Source organism: Saccharomonospora saliphila YIM 90502, from assembly GCF_000383795.1.
GTDB lineage: Bacteria > Actinomycetota > Actinomycetes > Mycobacteriales > Pseudonocardiaceae > Saccharomonospora > Saccharomonospora saliphila.
In genome coordinates this window covers 16,569-19,452 of sequence record NZ_KB912620.1, presented here as the reverse complement: position 1 = coordinate 19,452, position 2,884 = coordinate 16,569, and the positions used below count along the sequence as shown (strand labels likewise).

Here is a 2,884-nt window from a genome sequence, read left to right as displayed (position 1 = left end):
CGTTCGTGCTCCTCGGCGTGGCGGCGCTGGCCGTGTCGGTGTGGCTGGTCCGGCGGCCACCCCGCACGGGAGCGGACGCGCTCCTGCGGATCGCGGTCGGCCTCGGCGCCTTCACGATGCTCACGCCCGCGACCCGCTTCGGTTATCTCGTGTACGTGTCGGTCCTGCTGGGCACGACGATGGTGTTCCGGGGCCGGGCCGCGGCTCCCCTCGGCACCACGAGACCCGGCTCCGGCGTCGACCGCGACCCCGCCCGCCTTACTTCTTCTTGACGCGGGTCGCGCCACCGCGCCCACGGAGCTGCACGCCGGACTCCGAGAGCACCCGGTGGACGAACCCGTACGAGCGCCCCGTCGACTCGGCCAGAGCGCGGATGCTCGCCCCCTTCTCGTACTTCTTCTTGAGATCGGCGGCCAGCTTGTCGCGCGTGTTTCCGGTGATGCGCGCGCCCTTCTTGAGGTCTGCCACGTCAATCCACCTTCCGCCCGTTGGTGTTTCGGGCTACTTTCAGCCCCTGCCGTCGCAATGATCGAACACTGAGCCGCCGAATGCCAGACGACGGCGGAAAATCATGCCTGAAAGGCGGGGAAATCTCTCCGATGCGGTACTCGTGCCACCGTGATCGCCCACCCATGGCCCCTGGCGAGCCGCGTCGCCGGCGGGAGTAGTACGCCACACTCCACGGCAGGTGGACGTTACCCGCGCGACAGAATTGCTCTCGGTATTACCGGCGCGACCGGCCGCCACTCTGTGGTGACAAATCGATTACGTGCCGAGATACCTCTGTAGTACTCACTTCACGCACCGAGTTCACTCGAACAGGTTTGGTGATCGCCACCTGTTCAGGCGAGTTCCACGAGTTCGCGATAATCGTCGGACCACAGATCTTCCGTGCCATCCGGCAACAAGATCACCCGTTCGGGTTCCAGTGCCTCGACCGCTCCCGGGTCGTGGGTCACCAGCACCACCGCCCCGGCATACCCGCGCAGCGCGTCGAGCACCTGCGCCCGGCTCGCCGGGTCGAGGTTGTTGGTCGGCTCGTCGAGCAGCAGCACGTTCGCCGCGCTCGACACCAGCCCGGCCAGCGCCAGCCGCGTCTTCTCACCGCCCGAGAGCGTCCCCGCGGGCTGGTCGAGCTGCTCACCGCTGAACAGGAACTGCCCGAGCAGGTTACGCAACTCCTGCGCCCCCGTGTCCGGCGCGAGATGCCGGATGTTGGACCACACGCTCTCGGCGTGGTCGAGCGTCTCGTGCTCCTGTGCGTAGTAGCCGAGGCGCAGCCCGTGTCCGGGCACGACCCTGCCGGTGTCCGGCTCCTCCAGGCCCCCGAGCAGCCGCAGCAGAGTCGTCTTGCCCGCGCCGTTGAGCCCGAGCACCACCACTTTGGACCCCCGGTCGATGGCCAGGTCCACGCCGGTGAAGATCTCGAGCGAGCCGTAGGTCTTCGACAGTCCTTCGGCCGTCAGCGGTGTGCGCCCGCAGGAGGCGGGCGCCGGGAAGGTGATCTTGGCGACCTTGTCGGACTGGCGTTCCTCGTCGAGGTCGGCGAGCATCTGCTCGGCCCGGCGCGCCATGTTCTTGGCGGCGACCGCCTTGGTGGCCTTCGCCCCGAGCTTGGCCGCCTGTTGTTGCAGCGCGGAGGCCTTCTTCTCGGCGTTGGCCCGCTCGCGCCTGCGCCGCTTCTCGTCGGTGGCGCGCGCGTCGAGGTAGCGCTGCCAGGTCATGTTGTAGCTGTCCAGCTCGCCCCGGTTGGCGTCGAGGAACCAGACCTTGTTGACCACCTCGTCGAGCAGGTCCACGTCGTGGCTGATCACCACGAGCCCGCCCTCGTGCGACTTCAGGAAGCCGCGCAGCCAGGTGATCGAGTCGGCGTCGAGGTGGTTGGTCGGCTCGTCGAGCAACAGCATCGTGCCCGACTTGCCACCGGCCCCCGACTCCGAGGCGGCGAACAGGATGCGCGCCAGCTCCACACGGCGACGCTGCCCGCCGGAGAGGGTGGACAGCGGCTGCGGCAGTACCCGGTCCTCCAGTCCGAGGTTGGCACAGATGCGCGCCGCCTCGCTCTCGGCGGCGTAGCCACCGAGAGCGGCGAAGCGCTCCTCAAGCCTGCCGTAGCGGCGCACCGCCTTGTCCCGCTCGGTCTCGTCGACCAGCTCGGCCATCGCCGACTGCGCCTTCTCCATGTCCCGGAGCAGCACGTCCAGGCCCCGCGCCGAGAGGACCCGGTCCTTCGCCGCGACCGACAGGTCGCCCTCACGCGGGTCCTGGGGCAGGTAGCCGACCTCCTCGCCGTGGGAGATCTCGCCCGCGTACGGGTCGCCCTCCCCGGCGAGCACACGCAACGTGGTCGTCTTGCCCGCGCCGTTGCGGCCCACGAGGCCGATCCGGTCGCCGGGCTGGATCCGCAGGGTGGTGTCGGAGAGCAGGATGCGCGAAGCCGCGCGCAGTTCGAGGCCGCTGGCCGTGATCAATGGGAGCTCCGTGGCGTAGCAGAGGCGTTGCGGACGACGTGGACAGGCACCGGGAACGCGGTACCGGGCGGGTGCCTACTCCAGTCGAACGACCACGGCACCCAGTGTAGGGGGCGGTGTCCACCGAGATCCGTCCGTGGTGCGCGGGGTCACCGGGCCTGGCGGGCGGGGCGCCGCACCGCGTACCGGGGGATGCCGGATGTCTCAGCCGTGGCGGGTCACCGGACCACGACCTCGACGGCACGCGCCCGGCGCGCGGCCTCGTCGAGCACCGCCCTGCGCGGCTCGGCGACGTCGAGCACGCGGGACTCGGCTCGCGCGAACAGGTCGGCCAGGCGCGAATCCGCGGCGAGTTCGTCCAGTGCCCTGCGATCGCCGCCGAGCACCACGCCGTCGAGCTCGCCCAGTCGCGA

Annotated in this window: 3 protein-coding genes and 1 pseudogene; 1 reads left to right on the top strand and 3 read right to left on the bottom strand. The window is 69.9% G+C overall.

Annotation, left to right across the window (positions count from 1 at the left end):
- A pseudogene (locus tag SACSA_RS25635) lies at positions 1–272 on the top strand (hypothetical protein); the annotation flags it as partial.
- On the opposite strand, the gene SACSA_RS0103205 reads toward SACSA_RS25635, so the two are convergent.
- The 3 genes from SACSA_RS0103205 to SACSA_RS0103195 form a co-directional block, all read right to left on the bottom strand.
- Positions 259–468, bottom strand: a complete 210-nt coding sequence (locus tag SACSA_RS0103205; RefSeq protein WP_005437638.1) for a helix-turn-helix domain-containing protein — start codon at positions 466–468, stop codon at positions 259–261. The pseudogene SACSA_RS25635 and the gene SACSA_RS0103205 sit on opposite strands and share 14 nt — an antisense overlap.
- 374 nt (positions 469–842) lie before the next feature.
- Complete coding sequence (locus tag SACSA_RS0103200; RefSeq protein ID WP_019813444.1) at positions 843–2,471, bottom strand: ABC-F family ATP-binding cassette domain-containing protein; 1,629 nt, start codon at positions 2,469–2,471, stop codon at positions 843–845.
- A 218-nt stretch (positions 2,472–2,689) separates the two neighbouring features.
- The coding region (locus SACSA_RS0103195; protein WP_028661485.1) for a Vms1/Ankzf1 family peptidyl-tRNA hydrolase at positions 2,690–2,884 on the bottom strand (195 nt) is incomplete at its 5' end.